The organism is Streptococcus pseudopneumoniae (assembly GCF_001072315.1).
Taxonomy (GTDB): Bacteria; Bacillota; Bacilli; order Lactobacillales; family Streptococcaceae; genus Streptococcus; species Streptococcus pseudopneumoniae_R.
In genome coordinates this window covers 1-207 of record NZ_JVLI01000136.1, presented here as the reverse complement: position 1 = coordinate 207, position 207 = coordinate 1, and the positions used below count along the sequence as shown (strand labels likewise).

Below are 207 nucleotides of genomic sequence, written 5' to 3'. Positions count from 1 at the left end.
TTTAGATTGTTCAACCTTAGTTTTCGCACCAACTTTAACAATTGTCTTACCTGCTGGGGTGACGACTGGGTTACCAACGTGTTCTGTGATATGACCGTCGTTTGAATCTACATCGTAAGTGGTTGTTGTAACTGTTTTACCTTCAGCTCCTTCAACGCGTTCATTAGGTGTGTCAACTTCTCGTTCACCATCTCTAACATACTCAAC

At 42.0% G+C, this 207-nt stretch carries 1 pseudogene; it reads right to left on the bottom strand.

Going from position 1 to position 207, the window contains the following annotated elements:
* Window positions 1–207 (bottom strand): annotated as a pseudogene (locus tag ADH54_RS07065) (hypothetical protein); the annotation flags it as partial.